This window comes from Nocardioides sp. (genome assembly GCF_041600255.1).
GTDB lineage: Bacteria > Actinomycetota > Actinomycetes > Propionibacteriales > Nocardioidaceae > Nocardioides.
The window spans coordinates 1-1,605 of sequence record NZ_JBFIKK010000249.1 but is presented as its reverse complement, the minus strand read 5'-3'; the positions used below and the strand labels follow the sequence as shown (position 1 = coordinate 1,605).

Below are 1,605 nucleotides of genomic sequence, written 5' to 3'. Positions count from 1 at the left end.
TGGAACGCACTCGGTCCACGGCACGCCGGTGCGCCACGGTGAGGATCCAGCCCAACGCGGAGCCACGGCCAGGCTCGAAGGGTGTGGAGGAGTTCCACACCTGCAGGAAGACCTCGTGGGTCACCTCTTCGGACTGGTGGGTGTCGCGCAGCACTCGGAACGTCATGCCGTAGATCCGCGAGGCGAGGGCGTCATAGAGGGCCCCGAAAGCCTCCACGTCCCGGTGGGTCGAGGCCGTCAGCAGGTCCTCGAGCGAGCGGGGCGTCCGTGCGGTCCCCGCAGGGCTGCGGGGTGGTGAGGTGGCTTCCTCGTCGATCGGGGCCGGCATGACCATCTCCGTATCCAGAAGAGGCAGCAGCGACCCGAGAGTGGGTCGAGGCAACCCGTGGTGACCTGGTACGTACGCCTTCCCGACCCGTGCGCAGGTAAACCGCGAGTCCTGCGGCCGATGTCTCTGTGCGAGCGCTCAGAGGGCGATGAGCGCCCGGTGCCGGTGCGCCGGTCCGAAGAGCTGTCCGAGCGCGTGCGCCCGCTTGAAGACCAGCTGGGCGTCGTGCTCCCAGGTGATGGCGATGCCGCCGTGCAGCTGGACGGTCTCCGCCGCGATCAGGTCCAGGGCGTCCCCGCAGTAGGACTTCGCCACGTGCGCCAGCTCGGCGGCGTTCTCGGCGCCGGTCGCGACGGCGTACGACGCGGCCCAGGACGCCGAGCGGGACATCTCCAGCTCGACCAGCATGTCGGCCATCCGGTGCTTGAGCGCCTGGAAGGAGCCGATCGGGCGACCGAACTGCTCACGCTCCTTGCTGTAGGCGACCGTCATCTCGAGCCCGCGGGCCGCGCACCCGACCTGCAGGGCGGCCGTCGCCACGGCGCCGACCAGCTCGGCCCGCACCAAGGCCGCCCCGGCGTCACCGGTCAGCCGGGTGGCCGGCGTGGCGTCGAACGTGAGGCTGGCCAGCCGGATGCTCTGGTCCATCGTGGGCGTCCAGGTGGCAACCACAACTGACGGGTCGACCTCGAAGAGGGCGGTGGCGTCGCCGTCGCGGGCCGCGACCAGCAGCACCGCGGCGTGGTCGCCGTCCAGCACGTGGGTGACGGTCCCGCTGAGCAGGTCACCGTCGGCCGTGACGGTCTCCGCGCGGTCCGGACCGACCACCCCGGACCAGGCCAGGGTGGCGATCTCGCCGGCCGCGAGTCGCGGCAGCAGCCGTGCACAGGCATCCGCGTCGCCGGAGGCGAGCAGCGCTTGCGCCGTCACCAACGAGGACAGCAGGGGACTGGGGGCCAGCGACCGACCGAGCTCCTCGGTCACGACCAGCGACTCGAACAGCGAGAAGCCCGCACCGTCGTACTCCTCCGGTACGGCGAGCGCGGCCACCCCGATCTGCTCGCACAGCAGCGACCACAGTGCCGGGTCGTGGCCCAGTTCCGAGGTGGAGGCCGCGCGCACCGCGCTGCTGTCGGCCCGTTTGGCCAGCAGGGCCCGCACGGTGGTGGCGAGCTCGGTCTGCTCCTCGGTGAACGCGAACTCCATCAGCGCGCTCCGACCAGGGAGTCCAGGATCCGGGCCCGGTGGTGGGCAGGGGTGCCCCAGGCGGTGACCAG

At 71.7% G+C, this 1,605-nt stretch carries 2 protein-coding genes; both read right to left on the bottom strand.

Translation table 11 applies throughout. The annotated features are described in order from the left end of the window. A partial coding sequence (locus ABZE72_RS16855; protein WP_372730188.1) for a sigma factor occupies window positions 1–328 on the bottom strand: 328 nt, incomplete at its 3' end. A 138-nt stretch (window positions 329–466) separates the two neighbouring features. Continuing rightward, entirely contained in the window at window positions 467–1,534 is a 1,068-nt protein-coding gene (locus ABZE72_RS16850) for an acyl-CoA dehydrogenase family protein (protein ID WP_372730187.1), read from the bottom strand. Window positions 1,535–1,605: the final 71 nt, after the last annotated feature.

What these genes read in the sequence shown, in the direction of transcription:
- ABZE72_RS16850 (WP_372730187.1), bottom strand. Translation starts at nt 1,534, where the DNA reads ATGGAGTTCGCGTTCACCGAGGAGCAGACCGAGCTCGCCACCACCGTG.